Source organism: Nakamurella sp., from assembly GCF_044224575.1.
Taxonomy (GTDB): Bacteria; Actinomycetota; Actinomycetes; order Mycobacteriales; family Nakamurellaceae; genus Nakamurella.
This window is the reverse complement of the sequence record NZ_JBGAKE010000018.1, coordinates 82,846-100,515: the sequence shown is the minus strand read 5'-3', so window position 1 is coordinate 100,515 and position 17,670 is coordinate 82,846. Positions and strand designations below refer to the sequence as shown.

Sequence of the window (17,670 nt, the reverse complement as noted above, 5' to 3'; positions counted from 1 at the left end):
CAGATTGGATGGGACAGGACAACATATGAGTTGTGCCGTCCGTGAGGAGGCTGCAGTCACGGCCTGCGCATCTATGAGCCGTCTCTGAGCAGCGGAATCTTCTCCTCTTTGCGATTGCCTGCCCTCGTTGACCCCCGTTTACATCCTTGGGTTACATCCTTGGGCCGGCTCGTTCTGGACGCTGTAATCGGTTCAATTATCGCTCCCTCAACCGTCCAAGTCCGCCATTTGAGCCTGGGCTCGGAAAGTGGATATGGTTCGCGCGGATCCCATTTGACTCTCCGGGTCCGGTGCGCTCCAAATTGGAGTATTGGGCGGCTCGACGTCAGCCCTGTGCTCTCGGGATCGACCCGATGCGGTAGGTCCTGCTTCCGAGATGGTCGACGGTGTAAGCGAACATCATCTTCGCCGTGACGATGAGCTGTCGGCCGGCCCGCCCAAGGACACGGACGCGCAATGACCGGTGCGCCGGCCGAGCGCCAAAGTGGATCTTGGGTGACACCCTGGGTGACACCGCAGAGCCACTCAGGGCGTCTTGTGGCACCATCAGGACATGAAAAGCGCAGGTCAGGACACTGCCGAACTCGCCAGAAGCCCCTCGCGTAACCCTGAAAAGCAGAAGGCCCACCGTCCTGCTGGGATCGAGGCCGATCAGCGCTCGCTATGAGGCCTGAACTGGATTGGTCGTGCCCATGATGGGCACGCCGGGCCGTTCAGCTCGCCCACGGGTCCACACCGGTTCAGACGTTTTACCAGTTCAGTGCCCCATCGCAGCATGCTCAGAAGCCGGATGGACGGGTTCAAGTCCCCCCTCGGACACTCATTTACGCCTCCCCTCGTGCGATCAATGACGGGTGAGGTTGACCGTTAGTTCTCGTCCGATACCTGTTGTGGCGTGGATGCTCTCGGGGTCGTAGGCAAGCCGTAGGTTGACGGCGTGGACCATCGCGTGCAGGGTGGACCGACCGTGTGCCCATAATGGGCACGTCTCGGACCATTGGCGCAGCCATGGAGCGATGGCGGCCAGGACTCGGGATTCGGCGAGGTACACCGAGGCTCGGTGACCAGCGGCCGGGCCGTCGGGCGTCGGCCGGCATCGGTACCGGACCCGCCCGCCCTTGGACGAGACGCTCATGGTGCTGCCGCAGGTGGCGCAGCTGATCCGGTGGAGCAGGACCGGCCCCGCGTCGCTGGTGCGGCTGGGGCGGGGCCTGACCGGTTGGGTGCGCATCGTGGCCACCGCGAGAAAGTCATCAATGGCGACAAGGGCGGGGTGCGCGGGGCGGTCCGAGCGCACGAAGATCTGGTAGGCCTCGGGCGGCAGGCAGGGGTTACTGCGGGCGCTGTAGGGGTGCCAGAACTCGTAGCCGGTGTACCGCGGGTTGTCCAGGATCGCGGAGATTGCCTGCACGGTTCAGCCGGCGGATCCGCGTCGGGTCGGCAGCGGTTCGGCTCGCGCTGTCAGGTGGTTGATCAGAGTGGTGTGTCCGTCGCCGGCCAGGATGCGGTGGAAGATCTCCTGCAGGATCGCCGCCTGGTCGCGGTCGGGTTCGAGTTGGGCTCGCCGTTGGCCCCGGATGACCTTGCCGGAGTTGGGGTGCGGCTGGTCGTGGATCAGTCGGTAACCGTAGGGTGCGGCGCCGCCGATGTACCGGTGGTCCCGTCGGACAGCGTTGATCATCAGCGTCCTGGCTGCGGTCGCCGCGTCGGCGCCGATCGGGCCCAGTACGGGACCGTGGATGACGCCCAGAAGCGCGTCGAGTTCGGCCAGGTGTTTGGTCGCTGGGGCTGGTTCCGGCTGCACACCCCTTCTCATGCGCGGCCAGGTGGATCACCTCCGCGCGGGTTCGCGTACGTCCTCGTTGGCGTGACCGATCATGTCAACCATCTGGCCGCCGGCCATCCTCGGCGAAGGCGTGGGGGCGGATCCTGGGAATGCGGCCGAGGTCCATGGCCGGCCCCGGACGGCGTCGACCGAACAACGTCGTCGACAGGTCGGGGCCCAACCGCCGCAGATCGTCCGGGTCGCTGGTGACGACGCCGGTGCCGGATCGGCGGGCGCAGATGACGACATGGGCGTCGGCGATGTCGGTCTCCGGCTGGCGGCGAGCAAGCGTCCGACGTCGGTCGCGTCCACTCGGCCGAGGGGTGCGACGTGGGTTCGGGGCTGCCGCAGTAGTCGGGCGAGCCGAACCTGCCGTGCGGGATGGCGGATCGCTTGGGCGAGCGCAGTCCCGGGGACGATGACGGGGGGGGTGTCACGACAACTGTGTAAGGACCTGAGGCCTCAAGATCATCTAGCTTGACGGACCCCAGGGAGGCACCCGCTGTGACACAGACCACACCGACGGCGGACGACTCGACGGCCGCGCAACGACTTGCCGATGTCCTGTCGCCGGCCACGATCGATTCCCTGATCAAGGCCGCGAATTCGTCCGCGACGCCGCTCGACGGCGTCGACGGACTTCTCAACCAGATCACCAAGGCGGTCGTTGATCGAGCCCTCGAGGTGGAAATGACCGGGCATTTGGGTTACGAGGTGGGCGACCCGGCCGGCCGGGGGACGGGCAATTCCCGGAACGGAAAGACAACGAAAACCGTGTCGACGATCAACGGCCCGGTGAATGTGACCGTGCCCCGTGACCGGAACGGCGCATTCGAGCCGCGGATCGTCCCGAAACATGCCCGCCGGCTGGGCAACATCGACGACATGATCTTGTCGTTGTACTCACGGGGAATGACGACACGCGATATCGAGGCGCACCTGTTGGAGGTGTACGGGGTGTCCGCGTCACGGGAGCTGATCAGCAACGTCACCGATGTCGTCGTCGACGAGATCAAGGCCTGGCAGAGCCGGCCACTGGACGAGGTGTACCCGATCGTCTACGTCGACGGCATCCGCATCCGGGTCCGCGATTCCGGGGTGGTCACTACCAAGGTCGCCTACCTGGCCATCGGCGTGGACACCGACGGCCGCAAACACGCCCTGGGCTGCTGGATCCAGGACACCGAGGGCGCCAAGTTCTGGGCCATGGTCCTCACCGACCTGCGCAATCGTGGCGTGGCCGACATCCTCATCGTGTGCTGCGACGGGCTGACCGGGTTGCCCGACGCGATCCGCTCGATCTACCCCGAGACCGTCGTGCAGACTTGCGTCGTGCATGTGCTGCGCAACGCGTTCCGGTTCGTGTCCTACAGCGACCGCAAGAAGATGGCCGGCGCGATGCGCAGCATCTACACCGCGCCGACGCTTGACGGCGCCGAGCTGGCGCTCGCCGACTTCGACAAGACCTGGGGAACCCAATACCCCGGCGCCGTCGACGTGTGGCGGCTGGCCTGGGACGAATTCATCCCATTCCTAGACTACCCCGTCGAACTCCGACGCATCGTGTACACAACGAACGCGATCGAATCGATCAACTATCAATTGCGGAAGATCACCAAGACTCGCGGGCATTTCCCCGATAAAGACTCAGCGATGAAACTGTTGTACCTGGGACTGCGGAACATTTCAAGTAATCGTGGGGGCGAGTCCGGCACCGGCACCCACGGCTGGAAGAAAGCCCTCAACATTCTCGTTACCTACTTCCCGGGACGGATCGTGATGTGATACGTTGAAATCGGTAAGAAAGCAGCAGGTTCTTACACAGAAATCGTGACAGGCTCGGTTCACGCCGCGGTTCCGGCTGAAGCGGAACCGCCAAGGACCTGGTCGGCCCACTGGCTTTCCTGGTCGGACATCGGTCCGCCGGTGTCTGCCAGCGCCTGGCGTCACGATGCGCAGCCCGGGCCGGCACTCCGAACCGCCCGCGCTCCGCTGCTACGTCGCCCCGACGGGATCGGGTTGTCCGGCCGCATTCCGGGCAGCACCGCAGCCGTCCCGCCCCGCGGAACGACCAGTCGCGAAAGTTGCGCGAAGAATGGCAGTCCGACGACTATGCGGTTCTGCGCACGGCCGACGGCGATCGGTCAGGAGGACAACCAGGTCAAGGTCACCTGGCCGTTCTGATTCCGGAAGCTGTCGGGAGCAGGTGCAACGATGACACCCGAGGAAACCTGCACTGACACAGCGGTCGATCCGGCCCCACCACCGCTGCCATCGCCGCCGTAGCTGGAGGCGCCGTTGCCACCGTATCCACCCTGGAAGCCGCCACCGCCACCGCCACCGCTGCCGCCTCCGCTTGCCCCCTGACCGCCGACGCCACCATGGGGCGGATCCGAGCTGACCCCGGCCAGGCCACCGGCAGGGCCATGCCCACGGCTACCCTGCCAGATCGCGAAGTCCGGATTCGAATTGTTGGGCTCAGGATTGGTGCCCGCATCTCCACCGCCGAGGTTGGGTGCGCCGGTGTCGTCGCCGGTTTGGTCGGTCTTCACGCCGTCCGGAACGGCACTTGCGCCACCGCCGCCACCGCCGGCGACCACGAGTGTCCGAAGCCCGGTGCCGGTCCCCGTGGAGACCTGCACCGTGGTCGCGCCACCGGCTCCCGCGGCCGCGCCGACCCCGACATCAGGACCGCCGATCCCTCCGGTCCCGTCAAGCCCACCCCACCCACCGGCGCCGGGAGTGGTGGTGCTGGCGTTCTGGCCGCTGCCTCCGATCGACACCACCAGGCCATCGCCGGACTTGACCGGCAGCGGTGCCTGCGTCTTGACCTGGGCGCCCAGGCTGCCTTTGTCATCGATACCCGCACCACCGCCGCCGCCGATCGCGTCGATCAGCACCCCGGTGGCGCCGGGCGGCACCGCCACATCCTGCGGAGCCTGGCCGTGGTAGGTCACGGTCGTCGTATTGACCACATCGGCCACCTCTTGCGCATCCGGGTGCGGGGTCGCCGCCGAGCAACCGGTCAAGCCGGTGGCCGCGAGAATGCACGCACCGATCGCTATGCCAAGATCGGCAAGCCGCCGGCGACGGCGGTCCTGCTTTTCCCACATCATTTCTCATCTCCTTCGATGTTCTTGCGGCCTTTGTCTACGGTCACCTGCAGGCACCGGAGACCTTGCCGCATGAAGCGTGGTCCGCTATGTCCGTACGGTGGGTTTCAGTTGCCGAGGACGGTCATCTCGGCCAGTTGCAGCCGGTAGAACCCGTTGTCACCGCGGGCGGATCGTCCGAGTTCGCTGGTGACGACCTTGATGTAGCGCCCGGTGGTTCCGGCGGCCAGCCCGTAGGCCCGGTCCTTGCCGTCGTCGGCCTGCTGATTGAGGTAACTACCCGCAGTACTCCAGGTGGTGCCGTCGTCGGACACCTGGATCTGGAACGCTTTCGGGAACGATGCACCGGTCACTGCAGCATCTTCGGTTCCGAATGCGGTCCGCGGGGACAGGACGACGGCATTGATCAGCCGGGAGCGCCCGAGATCCACTCCCACCCACTCCTGCGCCACCGACGACGCGTGACCGTCGCTGGTGTAGCCGTGCAGCGCTGAACTCCCGACAACTCCATCGGTGAGCTGCGACTTGCCGAACGAGCCATTGGACCCGCCCAGTTCCAGGGAGGTGGCGGCGTCGACGGTCTTGGCCCGGGCCAGATTCCACGCCGGCGGCGCGAACGCCTGCACCTCGGCCAACTGCAACCGCTGCTCGTTGTCGCCGTACCCGGCGGCCCGGCCCGGTTCCACGACGTTCAGCCGGATATACCGGGCGGTGTACTTGTCCGGCGTCGGCGCGGTCAGGTCGTAGCTGCGGGCAGTGCCGTCATCGGCCGACTGCTGCTCGAAATGACCGGCGGTACGCCACGTCGACCCGTCATTGGACACCATCACATCGAATGTTCTCGGGAACCCGGCACCGGTCACATCCGCCGGCTCGTCCGCCCGGGCCACCCGCGGGTGCAGCACCATCCGACCCACCGGCCGTTCGGCTCCCAGATCGACATCCACCGACATGGCCGCGGCGACGACGCTGGAGTACCCGTTGTTGCCCGGCAGCGCGTTCGCCTGACCATCGGTCAACCCGGCCGGGGAGAACCCGAACCCAGTGAACGCACTCGGCGACGATACCGCCGCACCCAACGCCACATCACCACTACCCCGGCCCGACACCTGCACCTCGGCCAACTGCAACCGGAAACCATCCCCTGGCGCGTTCCGACCCAACCGGGACACATCCAACCGCACATATCGGCCACTGGACCCGGCCGCCAACGGGTACGTCACCGCCCCACCACCGTCGGCCGACTGATCGGTGAAACTCCCGGCGTTCGTCCAGGACTGCCCGTCTTCGGACACCTGCACCGTGAAGTTCCGCGGGAACCCGGCCCCGGTCACCGCCCGATCCTCACCGGGGACCGCCGTCCGCGGGAACAACGTCAGCTGGTCCACCGCCTGCACCCGGCCCAGATCCACCGTCACCGACTGCGACCACCACGCGCCGGGCTGGACGTCCGAGGTGTAACCCTTGACATCACCACCACTGCGCATGCGCCCATCGGTCAACGCCGCCCGCGACCACTGCCCGTTCTCCAATGACGAGGACGCCGCCACCGACCCGGCCAACGCAACGTTCTCCGGGGGCACCAGCAGATTCGACCCGCGGAACACGATCCGCACCTCACCGTCATGCTGGGTCGTCGTCGTCCATGCGCCCGACGTCGAACCCACCGCGAACCCCGGCATCGTGTACGACGAGCCCGCCCCACCACCACCCGAACCCATGGGATCCCCGGACACGTCATCGTTTTGACCGGACCCGCCGGCACCGCCGCCCCGGTAGCCACCGCCGCCACCACCGCCGAGGGCCGTGCTGTTCTGACCGGCCGAACCCGGCTGATTGGCGAACGTCCCGGCCGATCCACCCAACGGGAACGATTGGTTGCCCGGCGTCAAGCCCAACGACCTGAGCCAGTCGCGCTTGTTCTGGCCCGGGATGCCGCCGGCCGCCGAACCTCCGGTGCCGCCGGAAGTCACGCCACACGCGCCGCCACCACCGCCGCCACCGGCCACCAGGATGGTGCTCTTGCTCGAGTCGTCGAAGCGCACCGTGGTCGCGCCGCCTCCACCGGCCACGGTCCCGATCGCATCCGCTCCCCTGATCGGGCCGTCTCCGTCCGGGTCCGCCCAGGAACCGTCCGGGTTCGTCACGCGGACCGCGGCATTCCCGCCATTCGCTCCGTTGAGTCCCCACCCGCCGCGGGCGGCCACGCCGGTGTACTCATGGCGCGCGATCATCCGGGGGGTCACGTCCACCGTCTGCCCCGCGCCACCCGGCGCGACCAGCAACGACTGCCCACCCCGCACCGGGAACGTGCCGTGAATCCAGGTGCCACCACCACCGGATGCTCCGGCCGGATCCTCACCCCATTGGAACGGGATGGCGGCGTTGCCCTCGCTCGAGTGCCAGTTCGTGCACGGGGAAGCCGTGCCGCCGTCCCCGCCACCGGCCTCGATGTATGCCTCGGTGGCCCCGATCGGCACCTCCACTCGCCGCTCTCCCCCGCTGTAGGACACCACCACCCGGTACTCGCTGACGCCGGCCGGGTCCGCGGCGGCGACCGCCGGGTCCAGGATGCCGGTCAACGTGCCCACCAGTGCCGTCGCGGCGACCACGCCGATCGACCGGCTCCCCCACGGTCCCCGTCCGTGGTGGTGAACCACGCTCGTCGAGCGGCCGGCGTCGTCGGGCGGGCCGGCCGGATTCGACCGCGGCCGCACAATGGAGGCGAGAAGGCCCATCACAGTTCCCTTTCGGTTCAATATTCACGATCATTCGGGATGGGGCGGCACGACCGCGCAACGGTCGGGCCGTGGGCAGCTGGGGAGCCGATCGGCTCCGGCTCGATGTTCGCTCCGGGAGAGAGACATCAGGCCAACAGGTTCCGTGTGCGCCGCGCCGGCGGATCAGCCACCGGGGGCGACGTAGTGAAAGGTGGGGAGGAGCAACCGTGCGTTGAAGGCGATCATCCGCGTGGTGAAGATGACGGCGATAGCGATCCAGAAGGCGACCAGGATGCTCGCGCGAAACTCGACGAGGACGACATACACGGTGGAACCCACGAGCGCGGCCGAGGCGTAGATCTCGCCGTTTCGCAGAACTTCCGGGACCTGGTCGGCGACGAGATCGCGGATGACACCGCCGCCAACCCCGCTGATGACCCCGACGATCACGGCGGCGACACCATTCGCCCCGGCGACCAGGGCGATGTTCGTTCCGATCACCACGAACAATGCCATCGCGGCGGACCCCAGCACGGCCAGAACGCGATAGCGTTCGAGCACATCCAAGGCCTTGGTCCGCGCCAGCGGGACCGCGGTGAGGGCTGAAATGGCTGCCACAACAACAAATGTCGGGTCCTTGATCCAGAAAACCGGCCGGCCGAGCAGCAGGTCGCGCACCGTGCCACCGCCCACCGCGACCAGGCAGCCAAGGACGACGACGCCGAGGACGTCCATCTTCTTCCGACCGGCCGCCACGGCGCCGGTGATGGCGAAGGCAACGGTGCCGGTGTATTCCAGGATCTCCTGGAAGTCACTGAGCACCGTGACGATTGCGGGCACTTGACTGCTGGGATTCATCGCGTCCTCCGTCAACCCACCCAGGTCCGCGAGTAGGTTCGCTTCCGCCGAACAAGCTCTGATTTGCGCAATGGGCGACGTCGACACCCGCCCACGGCGATGAGCATGGCAGCGCCAGGCCCGAGGACGACTGTGAAGGATTCACAGTCCTGGCATCAGTACCGGCCTGGTGTCGACCGAGATCGCCCGATCCGGGCGGCTGCGGACCGGCCCACCGACCGAACTGTGCGTTCCGCACAGACCACGACCGTGGCGGAGCTCCTAGCTTCGGTGACAGCCGGGGCTTCCGATCGAACGGCCGGATCGGGTGCCGGGTAGACCGGCGATCCCGGCCGCGCACGAGCCCTTGTCTGGAGTGAGTCGTGTTCACCAATGATCAGAAGCCCGGGCGGCCCCGCCGATCGGCGTACGCGCTCCTTGGCGTGGTCGTGGCCGGCGCCATCGGCCTGAGCGGCTGCTCGGCCGGCTCCCCCGGCCCGGATCCGCAACTCGTCGACGATGCCGTGACGGCGGCCGCCGCGACCGGCGCGGCCGACCTCGCGCCGGTCACGCTCGGATACACCGGCCAGGAAACACAGGTGACCGTACCGAACGGGGTCGACGGGGTGCAGATCACCGCGACCGGCGGCGCCGGTGGCGACGGGGATTCGGGCACGGCCATGGGCGGCCATGGTGGCTCAGGTGGCCAGGTCACCGGGCAGATGCCAGTGAAACCTGGTCTGGTTTTCACTATTTCGGTCGGCCAGCAAGGCAAGACCGGTGGCGGGTCGGGCAAAGGTGCCGGTGGCTGGGGAAACGCGAGCAGCGGCGGTAGCGGCGGCGGCCACAGCTTCGCCGGTGGTGGTGGCGGGGCCACGACGATCACGCTGCAAGGCCGGACGGTGCTGGTGGCCGCCGGTGGCGGCGGAGGTGGGGACGACGGCATCCCCTGTCCCGGCGGCGACGGTGGGACGGCGGACAACCCTCCGCACGACGGCAAGGCCGGCGACTGCGCCGGCTCGGGTGCTGGCGGGTTGGCGGAGAGCATGCCGACAGGCGCCGGCGGGCCGGGTGCCCAAGACGCCATCGGCGGCGATGGCGGTGGCGGCGGTGGCGGGATGGTCGGCGGCGGTGGTGGCAGTGCCGGGCCGAGCACGAACGGCTCGGGCGGCGGGGGCGGCGGCGCCGGGTTGTCGACGGCCGGCACGCTGACGGACGCGGCCATCGGCGCCGCACCCAATCGATCGGACGGCCGCGTCGTCCTGCAATGGCTGCCCGCACAAGTGGCGCTGATCACTCAGACCGCGAGCTGGAACCAGCCGGCCGTACCGGTGGGACATGACTTCGAGCCGATCTCGGTGTGGGTGACCGATCGGGTCGGCGATCCCGTCCCCGACATTCCGGTCACGTTCATGCTCGGTAACGCCGACGCGCAGTTTCCGGGCGGGGTACCCCAGCAGACGGTGCTGACCGACGACAACGGGGCGGCCCTCGCCCCGACTATCACCGCCGTCAGCCCCGGGACCGTGTCCATCACCGCGCATGCCGGCGGGGTCACCACGGCCGGCACGCTGACCGTCAGCGGTTGAGATGCAGACCACACCCCGGATCACAAGGACTGTGAGTTACGCACAGCCGGACCTGATGGCCGACCTCCCACGATGGAGTGGTCCATTCACCGGCGACATCGCTACTGCTTTGAGAGGGGTTTGACATGAGGATCAATCAGAGGTTCGCGACCGGCCTGGCGGCGATCGCAGTGGCGGGCACGACCGTGTTCATGCTGTCGGGCTGCGGCACCGCGAGCACGCCGGAGCAGGTGGCCGTGGCCAGCTCGTCGCCGGCCGGCCACAGCGATGCCGACCAGGTCAAGATCGTGCCGCTCACCGTGCCGACGACCACCTTCAAGGCCGGCGACTGGGGTGCGGGGATCGTGGTCGAGGCCAGCGGCTTCACCCCGAACGAACCGATCACGGTCAGCCTGACCGAAGACCAGGGTCCGGGCAAGCCGCAGCCCGACGACGAATATCAGACGAACGCCGATGCCTCCGGCAACCTCTCGGCGGTGTGGGTGCCCACCATGGTGACGGTCGCACCGGATCCCGCCGGCTATCCGTTCTATGCGGTGTCGGCCGAGCAGTCCGGGGAGCCCAACGTGCCGACCGTGGTCACCACCGCCGTGAAGTTGACCATCACCCCATGATCCCGGCTCCGCCCCGCGGGGCGGGTCACCGAATGCAGCGAAGGGACCGTGCCAAATGCGCGCATCCGGAATGAATATCGTTGGTCGACAGCGTCTTCGGATGGTGCTGGGACTGTGCGGGGCTCTCGCGGTCGGCCTGGCCGGCTGCTCGGCCGGCGCCTCGACCGGACCGGACCCGCAGGCCGTCGCCCAGGTGGCCTCGTCACGTGCCGTCGACGCCACCACCGCTCCGGCACCCACCACGATCGGCTATTCCGGAGCGTCCTGGGAGGTTCGGGTGCCCGCCGGGGTGACCGGCGTGATCATCGATGCGATCGGCGGCGGCGGCGGAGCCGGGGCCACCGGCAACGGCAGCGCCGGCGCAGAGGTCAAGACGGTGACGCCACTGCCGGTGACCTCGGATCAATCGCTGATCGTGTCGGTCGGTGGTGGCGGGCAGGTCGGCGACATGTCCGCAGGGTCCGGCGGCTGGGGCGGTCTGGGCGCCGACGGAGGTAGTGGTGGTCCCTCCGACGGGCCCCTCGGCGCCGCCGGCGGCGGCGGTGCCACGACGGTCCAGCTTGTGGTCGGCAACGACGACCTGCAGACCGTGGTCGTCGCCGGCGGGGGTGGCGGCGGCGGCAGCGATGCCACCGATGACGACGGAGGACCGGCGACGGGCGGTGCCGGCGGCAAGGCCGGCACCGGCCTGCAGACGGACAACGGCAATCCGCAGTACATCGTCTGGGATGGTGACCAGGGCGCCGACGGCGGCGGGCCGGGCGGGGGCGGCGGTGGCATGCCGGCGGACGCCGGCAATCAGCAGACCATCGGCGGTGCGGGTGGTGCCGGCAACCGGCCGAACGGCACCGGTGGTGGTGGCGGCGGCGGATTCCAGGGTGGGTACGGCGGCAATGGCGGTGTCACCACGCCGGACGGAACCCACGGCGGCGGCGGAGGCGGCGGAGCCGGGTCGACGGCAGTATGGGTCGAGGTCGCCGCGAACATGGTCGTCGCACCGGCGCCGGACCAGTACCGAGGTACGAACGGAACTGTGACGCTCACCTGGGTGACCTCATGACCGGTGCCGTCACGGATGGGTCGACGCGTCCCGGCGGCGATATTGACACCCGCGCCAGTTCGCCACTTGAGTAGTCCCGTCATGAATGAGGTGGAGGATCGTTGTCCGTCATCAGTCCGACCGGGGCCGGGCCGGCGTGGGCCGGCGTCCTGCCGCACCTCGCGCGGGCCGAACAGGCTCCTCGCCCCCGGTTGGTGGGCAGCGCGTCGAGCAGTGCGCCGCAGGGTTCCGCGCTCAGGTTGAACGCGAGTGCGAGCTCAGCGGTGCTGCCGCTGAACCCGAACGCCAACAACCCGATCTCCACCGACTCCGCGACGTTCGAGTTCTGGATCCGCACGACGGTGTCGGGGCAGCAGGCCGTGCTCAAGGCCGGCGACTCGGATGCCGTCCCGCTGCATCCCATGATCATCCTGCAGAACGACCAGATCGAGGTCTACTGGGATCAGCCGGGCGGTGCGGGGTTGCTGTCGGCGGACAGCACGCCGGTGACCGACGGACAGTGGCACCACATCGCGATCGTGTTCGATTCAGGCGCGGTGACCTTCTACAAGGACGCTGTGGCGACGGCGGACTCGCTGACCGTCGGTGCCTCGATCAGCAACCAGCTGTGGCAAATGCAATTGGGTTCGCTGTGGGGAGGTGCCGCGGGCTTCATCGGCGACATGTGGGACGTGCGAGTGTGGCAGACCGCACGGTCCGCCGACGACATCGCCGACGGCCGGTGGGCAGTCCTGACCGGGACGGAAAGCGGGCTGCTGATCGCGTCGGAGTTCGACCAGGCGTCCGGCACGGCCATCAACCTGGCCGGCGGGTACACCGGCCAGATCCAGAACGCGACGGTGATCAGCACCGATCTGCCGTCGCCGCAATGCGTGCTGGCGCTGACCGGGGCCACCGACGACCGGGTCAAGGTCGACTTGGCCCCCAACGCCACCAGCGCCGCCGCCGGCATCGAGTGCTGGATCAAGATGTCCACCGCCGGAGGGGTTTCCGGTACCGCGCAGACGCTGGTGACCTGCCAGATCGGGAACGGGGTGGCCACCCCGGGGTTCTACTACGCCGGCGGGGACCAGCTCGGTTTCCGGTGGGGCGCGAGTCAGTCGTACGTGTCGACGGACACCACAACGATCTCGGACGGCCAATGGCACCACGTCGCCGTCACGTTCGATTCGGGATGGGTGCAGTTTTGCAAGGACGGCACCCCGACCGCCGACGCGGTACAGATCCCGGACAACCTGGCGATGACCGGAGAATGCTGGATCGGGTCGGCGACCCTCACCGAGCAGGGCTTCAACGGGTCGCTCTGCGGGGTGCGGATCTGGACGGCCGCCCGCAGCGCCAGCGAGATCTCCTCGTACCGGTGGACGGCGCTGTCCGGCACCGAGGACGGTCTCGGGATTCTGGTCGACCTGTCCACCTGCAACCCGGCCGAACCAGCGACGATGGTGCCGGTCAACATCGTCGACTCGACGACCGGCACCCTGGGCGGCGCCGCCGCGGTGCTCCAGGCGCCCCAGCCCCAACAGCCCCAACCCCAGCAGGTATGGGTGTACCAGACGCCGGGCGTCACCCCGATCGGGCCGATGCTCGGCTCCGCCGGCGTGCTGTGCACCGACAATGACGGCACCACCGGAGCGACCAGCCCGTACCTGCGGATGCTGGACATCCAGAGCGGGGACAACGTCTGGTCGACGGAGGTGGTGAGCCCCACCGGCATCCCCGCGCCGGTCATCCCCGGCGCGGTGGGCATGGACCAGGCCAACGTCTATGTGGGAATCCAGACCTCGGTGGTGGGAATCCCGTCGGCCGAGCTCCACGCGTACTCCAGGACCACCGGACTCAACGCCTGGACGGACCCGGCCCTGATGACGTCCAGTCGATTCGTCTGCCGCCCTTCGGCAGCCGGAGCCTACGTCGTCGCCGGAGTTCAGCTCGAGCTCAGTGGCGGCGGGTTGTTGCTGCAATGGTTCTCGACCACTGATGGCAGCCTCGTCGGGCAGTACACGATCGAACTCGCCGAAACGGACTATGCGACCATGCCGGTGATCTCACCGGACCAGACCGTGGCCTACCTCGGTGCGGTCACGACGGCCGCGGCGTCCTCGGTGACCGCGGTGCCGATCGGCAGCAGCGATCCGGCCAGCAACCTGTGGTCGGTTCCGACGGCGAACGCAGTCACCGCCGACCCGGTCGCCACCGACACCACCCTGTTCGTGCCGACCGGGGGGACGGTCGTGGCCCTGAACGTGGCCGACGGCAGCCAGGCCTGGTCACACGCACTGAGCACTCCCGTCGTCGTCGGTCGCCCGGTCGTGGCCGGCGACACCCTTTTCGTGGGCAGCACCGACGGCAACCTGTATGCCCTGGACGCTGCGACCGGTGCCGAGCAGTGGCGGCTGGAGGCCGGTTCGGCGATCATCACCGATGTTGTCAACGAGAACGGGATCCTGTATTTCGCGACCCAGGGCGACGGTGAGAGCAACCCGCCGGCGTTCTTCGCGGTCGACTCCAACAGCCTGGGTAACGACGCGGTCTGCTACGAGATCCCCCAGGCCGACACGATCCTGTTCGTGCAGGGTGGGGTGACCAACGGGGTGGTGTACTTCTACGGTCAGCTGGCCGTCTACGCGGTCAACATGTCCAACGTCGTGCACGAGTTCTCCGTGAACAGCGACACCCTGGGCATGGTCCGCCCCCAGCAGCCGGTCAAGCTGTGGTCGGCCGACACCCTGTACCTGGTCAATCAGGGCACCGCGACGGTCCCGATCGGACCGGACACCCCGCTGTGGCTGACCACCGATGGATCCGGCGAGATCACCCTGGCAGTCAGTGCGTTCGACGACGGAACCCCCTCGGGCAACCCGAATGTCGCCTGTCCACCGCTGTACGCATGGGCGAACTTCATGGCCGCCGACGAGGCCGTCGTCATCTATCCGGACCATGAGCAGCTGACCACCCTGTCGACCGTGCAAGGTCCCACTCCCACGGACGCGGTGGCGGCGACCGGGCCGGCCCCGTCCTACCTGGACCAGGCAACCGGGTATGACGGCACGCCGATGATCCTGTCCCAGTACCAGGACTCCGCATCCCTGACCGCGATCGCCTCCACGATCCGGAACACGGTCGGCACCCGCAACAGCGGCTCGGTCGGCGCCACCGCCCTGACCGCAGCGTCCCTGCTGAACCGGTACGTGTCGCCTCGGATGGTGCTGCCGATTGCGCTGTACGCGGCGGACGCCACCGTTCCCGCGACCCGGCCGTACGTGCCCGGCTCCGACACGACCTTCACCGTGGATCTGAGCAGCGGGTTGCCGGTGTATACCGCCGGTACGTACGACCCGACCCCTCCGCCGGCCGCAGCCACCGGCGCCTCGCCCGTGGGCGGAATCTTCAGCGACATCAAGGACTTCGTCACCAACGTGGTCAAGGGCGCCGAGAAGGTGGCCAAGCTGGCGTGGCAGTTCACCGAGAACGCCGTCCAGACCGTGATTCACACTGCCGAGAACGAGTACGACCTGGTCATCCACACCCTGGAGGATGCGGTCACCGCAGTGGTCGGATTCCTCAAGAGCGTGGTCGCGGACATCCGCAAGGTCATTCAGTGGCTGTCCGCACTGTTCAACTGGAAGAACATCCTGGCCAACCACGCCTACATCAGGAACTCGATCTCCAACCCGACCGACCCGGCCAACCCGGGCATCGTGGACCGGATGCTGACCTGGCTCGACAGCGAGGTCAACGGTGGCAGCGACACCAGCGGCATCCTGGCCCAATTGTCGGGCAAGGCTTCCTCGTCGATGGGCACCACCGCGACATCGGCCAGCGGACAGACAGTGCAGAACTCACAGGCGGGCGGCAACGACCCGGATGCGATGGACAACTACGGTGGCAACAACAATTCCTCCCAGTGCCACTGGATGAGCCAGAAGGTCAACGAGAACAGCAGCGGCATCGTCGTTGGCCCGACCCCGACCGGCCTGCTCACCGGCGGTTGGGACAGCGGCGCCGTCGTCGCCGCTCACGACCGGTTCATGACCGCCATGCTGGCCGCCCTCGAGGCATCGTTCAGCGATCTACCGGATCAGGTGAGCCAGCAGGCGCACAAGGCCGGCAACATTTTCAAGGATCCGAAGACCTTTGTCAGCACCGGAATCTCGGACATCATCGGCTTCTTCGAGGTCCTCGGGGACGACTTCGTCACCTTTGCGCAGCAGATCGCCGCCGACTACCTCGCGATGGCGAACACGATCCTGCAGCAGATCGTCAGCTATCTGAACACTCCGATCAGCATTCCTTTCGTCTCCGACCTTTACAAGGCCATCACCCACGGCGACGAGCTGACCTTCCTTGATCTGGCCTGCCTGCTCGGCGCCATCCCCGGTACCATCCTGCTCGGTGTGCTGACCGGGTCACCGACCATCCCCACCGACGACACCACCGGCGCCGTCGCCACCGATCCGCAGGCAGTGCTCGCCGGACGCATCCTGCTCGGCATCGTCGGGTGCGCTTTCGACTCCCTCGCGACCGTCGCCGACATCATCGCCTACTCCGTCGCCATCAACAGCCCCGACAACGACGACGACTGGCTCGACCCCCTGGACCTGGTCGCCGACTTCATCGACTGGGCGGTCACCATGGTCGTCCAGTTCGGCTGGTCCGAGTTCGCGGCCCAGGATTGGATCTACTGGGGCATCCAGGCCGCCCCGCTGCTCTGGAACCTGATCGGCATCATCCAAGAAGAGACGTGGCAGGAACAGGCCGGGCGCGACACCCTTTTCGGGGTCATCATGATCGTGGTCTCCGCCGTCTACGCCCCGATATGGCCCAGCGGGTACCTGAATGCCGGCAAGGCCAAGGGACTCGCCCTGACCGCCAACATCTTTCAAGGTCTGTATAGCGTGTCGGAGATCCTGCTGATCCTCGGGGGCAAGGAGTACGAGCTGGTGGAGTACGTCACCATGATGGTCGTCACCGAGATCTACAGCCTGCTCGGTTTCGCGACGAACGTGGTCCAACTCGTCGAGGACGGTGCCTGATGCCCGCCCCGACCAGCATCGCGCCAACCGCTCCGGCCGGCTACACCCGACGCCAGGCGTTCAAGCTGGGCGCGAGCGCAGCCGGGATCCTCGGCGCGATCGGGGTCGTCGGCCTGGTCGGCCCGGTCGATGACGCGGCCGCCCAACGGCAAACCGCCGCTCCCCTGGTCATCCCGCCGAACCTACCCCGGCTCTTCGGCTCCCCCACCGACCTTGCCATCAACCGGCCGGATCACGCATGGGCCCTCGAAACGGACGGAGCGGTCCACCGTTTCGACCCGGAACAGCGGATCTGGACGCGCAGCGACGTCCGCTGGGAGGACGTCCTGGCGTCCGGCACCGCGTACCTGGCCCAATGGGGTCGGCCCACCGGGCTACACCGGCTGGTGCTGGTCTTCGGCTCCACCGAACCGCCGCCCACGACACCAACCACCACGCCGACCACGACACCAACCACCACCACCCCGGCCACGACATCCAGTACGCCACCGCCCTCCGGTGGCGACTCGTCGTCGACGCCGTCCTCGGCGGCATCGACAGCGACGGTGCCCACCACTCGCTCATCCTCCGGCTATCCGGGGTACGCGGGCGGAGCCGGCGACTCGGGTGCCGGGTCGCCGCTGGCCTACACCGGATTCGACGCGATCCGCATGCTTGTCGCCGCGATCGGTGCGCTGATCGCCGGCACCGTCCTGACCCTGTGGGCACGTCGCAATGCGGTGGCGGCCGGGCCGCCACCTACTGAAGCATCTGACGAACCAGCTCCGCCCAGCGCGCCACATTCGTAGCCCGATCGCCGGGGCCATCGCCCGGCGATGTCGGCCAGTAGAACACGATCCCCGGACAGCCTTGGCGTGGACGGCCCCGGTTCGGCGG

At 67.9% G+C, this 17,670-nt stretch carries 11 protein-coding genes; 6 read left to right on the top strand and 5 right to left on the bottom strand.

Going from position 1 to position 17,670, the window contains the following annotated elements; genetic code table 11:
- Window positions 1–844: 844 nt before the first annotated feature.
- Window positions 845–1,411 carry a zinc ribbon domain-containing protein gene (locus ACILSK_RS18755; protein ID WP_395728698.1) on the bottom strand — a complete coding sequence of 189 codons (567 nt, stop codon included), beginning with the start codon at window positions 1,409–1,411 and terminating at the stop codon, window positions 845–847.
- A 3-nt stretch (window positions 1,412–1,414) separates the two neighbouring features.
- On the bottom strand, window positions 1,415–1,804 hold the full coding sequence (locus ACILSK_RS18750) for a hypothetical protein (protein ID WP_395728697.1): 390 nt from the start codon (window positions 1,802–1,804) through the stop codon (window positions 1,415–1,417).
- Window positions 1,805–2,329: 525 nt separating this feature from the next.
- Between ACILSK_RS18750 and ACILSK_RS18745 the strand changes: the two genes are divergently transcribed.
- On the top strand, window positions 2,330–3,610 hold the full coding sequence (locus tag ACILSK_RS18745; RefSeq protein WP_395728696.1) for an IS256 family transposase: 1,281 nt from the start codon (window positions 2,330–2,332) through the stop codon (window positions 3,608–3,610).
- 359 nt (window positions 3,611–3,969) lie between these two features.
- Here ACILSK_RS18745 and ACILSK_RS18740 read toward each other — a convergent pair whose 3' ends face one another.
- From ACILSK_RS18740 to ACILSK_RS18730, 3 genes are all read right to left on the bottom strand, one after another.
- Window positions 3,970–4,941 (bottom strand): hypothetical protein, encoded by a 972-nt coding sequence (locus ACILSK_RS18740; protein ID WP_395728695.1) that lies wholly within the window; start codon window positions 4,939–4,941, stop codon window positions 3,970–3,972.
- Between the two features lie 104 nt (window positions 4,942–5,045).
- Complete coding sequence (locus ACILSK_RS18735) at window positions 5,046–7,550, bottom strand: discoidin domain-containing protein (RefSeq protein ID WP_395728694.1); 2,505 nt, start codon at window positions 7,548–7,550, stop codon at window positions 5,046–5,048.
- 291 nt (window positions 7,551–7,841) lie between these two features.
- The gene (locus ACILSK_RS18730; protein WP_395728693.1) at window positions 7,842–8,603 is read right to left on the bottom strand and encodes a trimeric intracellular cation channel family protein; all 762 of its coding nucleotides are present in this window, start codon (window positions 8,601–8,603) and stop codon (window positions 7,842–7,844) included.
- A 275-nt stretch (window positions 8,604–8,878) separates the two neighbouring features.
- On the opposite strand from ACILSK_RS18730, the gene ACILSK_RS18725 reads away from it, so the two are divergent.
- The 5 genes from ACILSK_RS18725 (at window position 8,879) to ACILSK_RS18705 (ending at window position 17,582) form a co-directional block, all read left to right on the top strand.
- Window positions 8,879–10,084, top strand: coding sequence for an Ig-like domain-containing protein (locus ACILSK_RS18725; RefSeq protein ID WP_395728692.1), 1,206 nt, complete (start codon window positions 8,879–8,881; stop codon window positions 10,082–10,084).
- Window positions 10,085–10,209: 125 nt separating this feature from the next.
- Window positions 10,210–10,698 (top strand): hypothetical protein, encoded by a 489-nt coding sequence (locus ACILSK_RS18720; protein ID WP_395728691.1) that lies wholly within the window; start codon window positions 10,210–10,212, stop codon window positions 10,696–10,698.
- A 100-nt stretch (window positions 10,699–10,798) separates the two neighbouring features.
- The gene (locus ACILSK_RS18715) at window positions 10,799–11,758 is read left to right on the top strand and encodes a hypothetical protein (RefSeq protein WP_395728690.1); all 960 of its coding nucleotides are present in this window, start codon (window positions 10,799–10,801) and stop codon (window positions 11,756–11,758) included.
- Between the two features lie 101 nt (window positions 11,759–11,859).
- Window positions 11,860–16,794, top strand: coding sequence for a LamG-like jellyroll fold domain-containing protein (locus tag ACILSK_RS18710; RefSeq protein ID WP_395728689.1), 4,935 nt, complete (start codon window positions 11,860–11,862; stop codon window positions 16,792–16,794).
- Complete coding sequence (locus ACILSK_RS18705; RefSeq protein WP_395728688.1) at window positions 16,794–17,582, top strand: hypothetical protein; 789 nt, start codon at window positions 16,794–16,796, stop codon at window positions 17,580–17,582. Before ACILSK_RS18710 ends, ACILSK_RS18705 begins: the two co-directional genes overlap by 1 nt.
- Window positions 17,583–17,670 lie beyond the last annotated feature (88 nt).